Source organism: Mycobacterium sp. (genome assembly GCF_049673265.1).
In the GTDB taxonomy this organism is placed as follows: Bacteria; Actinomycetota; Actinomycetes; order Mycobacteriales; family Mycobacteriaceae; genus Mycobacterium.
The window spans coordinates 1-1,919 of record NZ_JBATXN010000204.1; the positions used below are offsets into that span (position 1 = coordinate 1).

At 65.7% G+C, this 1,919-nt stretch carries 3 protein-coding genes and 1 pseudogene; 1 reads left to right on the forward strand and 3 read right to left on the reverse strand.

The features are described from left to right. Window positions 1–113 (forward strand): annotated as a pseudogene (locus tag WBF82_RS07260) (hypothetical protein); the annotation flags it as partial. Window positions 114–116: 3 nt separating this feature from the next. Here WBF82_RS07260 and WBF82_RS07265 read toward each other — a convergent pair. The 3 genes from WBF82_RS07265 to WBF82_RS07275 all read right to left on the reverse strand — a co-directional run. After that, a complete protein-coding gene (locus WBF82_RS07265) occupies window positions 117–1,319 on the reverse strand; it encodes an NAD(P)/FAD-dependent oxidoreductase (protein WP_424382390.1) in 1,203 nt (400 codons plus the stop codon). 59 nt (window positions 1,320–1,378) lie between these two features. Further along, the gene (locus tag WBF82_RS07270; protein WP_424382391.1) at window positions 1,379–1,750 is read right to left on the reverse strand and encodes a nuclear transport factor 2 family protein; all 372 of its coding nucleotides are present in this window, start codon (window positions 1,748–1,750) and stop codon (window positions 1,379–1,381) included. An 11-nt stretch (window positions 1,751–1,761) separates the two neighbouring features. Next, the coding region (locus WBF82_RS07275; RefSeq protein WP_424382392.1) for a hypothetical protein at window positions 1,762–1,919 on the reverse strand (158 nt) is incomplete at its 5' end.

Sequence of the window (1,919 nt, forward strand, 5' to 3'; positions counted from 1 at the left end):
GGCCCAAGACGTTCGGTTACCACGAGTTCTTCCACGCCTGCACGGTGGTGGCCGCGATCTGCCATTACATCGCGGTGTGGCTCGCGGTCTTCTACGTCGGGCACCCGGCTTAGCGTCTAGACCGCGGCGTTTGGCCGGGACTGCAGTGTCGGCGCTGCAGCTGCCAGAATCGCATCACGGTCTCCATTGAGCGGTGGATAGATTCGCCGGCAGTTGATCGTCTGCTTGGTGGCCTTGGCTTCAGCGCCGCTGGCCACGACTTGCCGATCCCACCCTTCGGTGTACACCGCGCCCGCCGGTCCAAGGTCCAAAACGGTTACATACCAAGGAATTCGGAGCGCAAGCATCGGTTCGCCAAGCAAGTCACCGATGACGTTGTATCCCGCGTAGCGGCCCATGGGACGACCGTGCTGGCACGACATCACCGATAGATGACTGTCGTCCATCCTGGCCGCTGCCACATCCCCCGCGGAAAATACGTTCGGAACGCCGACGACACGCAAATAGTCGTCGACTGGGAGGCGGCCTAGACGGTCACATTCGACACCCAGGTCGGCCGTCAGCGGACTCGCCCGCATCCCCGCGCACCAAATCACAGTCGACGCGGCCAGCGTCTCGTCGGTCGACAGCGTGAGGCCATGCTCGTCGACCGCCGTGACACTCACGCCGAGTATTGTCTGCACCCCATTGGCACGAAGCGCAGCCTCGATTAACGGCCGTGCTGAGGCGCCCATGTCCGAACCCACGTGGGGGTTGTGGTCGATGAGTATCACCCGGGCCGCGACGCCGGGGAACAGCGCGGCCAGCCGCGTCGGCAGCTCGCACGCGGTCTCGATGCCCGTGAGTCCGGCGCCCACCACGACGGCAGTGCTCGCGGCCGGCCTGTCCGGGCACTTGGCCATAGCCACAAGGTGTTGCTGCAACCGGATCGCCCCGTCGTAGGTGTCGACGTCGAAGCCGAACTCACGCAGCCCGGGGATATCGGGCATCGCCAGCTGGCTGCCCAGCGCTACCACGAGACGGTCATAGGCATGGGCGCCTGTCGACGTGTTCACGGTGCGCGACACCGGATCTATTGCCGTCACGTCACCGGTTATGTGACCGACCCCTGCCGGCTCAAGCACATCCTGCAGCGGAATACGGCACGACGTCAGATCGGTCTCGTAGTTGCGGACGCGGATGTCGTGGAAGGGCTTTGAGCTGATCACCGTGACCTGCACGTCGGCGCCCGCGGCTCCGAGTTCGTCGAGCCGGCGGGCCGCTCCCAGTGCGGCCCATAGGCCTGCGAAACCCGAACCGAGCACCACGACCTCGCTCATCGGGCTGACTCTACGGAGTTCTACCTGCGGAAGTTGATGGCCACGGTGGACATTCCCGGCTAAAGCTGCGTGACGTTGTCGGTCGACCAGTAAGCCTTCATCGCGGTCACCTTGCCGTCGTCGCCGAACTCCATCACGTCGATCGGCTCGATCAGCATCCCGCCGCCACCGGCCTTGACGGTCAACCGGAACTGGAAAGCCGCCTCGTTGCCGGACACCCGCAGCGTCACCAATTCGCATTCCCGTTCGGCGTTCTCCACGGCGGAGTAAAACCCGCGGATCGCCTGCCGGCCGATGTGCACCTCGCCCCCGACCGGATCCTCCACGGTGGCGTCGTCGGCGTACAGCTCGGCGATATCTTCGGCGCTGCCCTTGGCGACCAAGCTGATGTAGCGGTTGACGGTGTCGACGATCTGCTCACGGCTCGGCATAAACCGTCAGGCTACCGGGCCAGAGCGGCCGCCAGATCCTCGACGCTGGTGACCGGCAGATCGCACACCTGGCCGCGGCACACATAGGCGGCGTCGGCGCCGGCCACCCGGTCGCGGCCGACCAGCAGCTCCGACGATCCCGCTGCACCGCCGACGACGATCGCCCCGC

What these genes read in the sequence shown, in the direction of transcription:
- WBF82_RS07270 (WP_424382391.1), bottom strand. Translation starts at nt 1,750, where the DNA reads ATGCCGAGCCGTGAGCAGATCGTCGACACCGTCAACCGCTACATCAGC.
- WBF82_RS07265 (WP_424382390.1), bottom strand. Translation starts at nt 1,319, where the DNA reads ATGAGCGAGGTCGTGGTGCTCGGTTCGGGTTTCGCAGGCCTATGGGCC.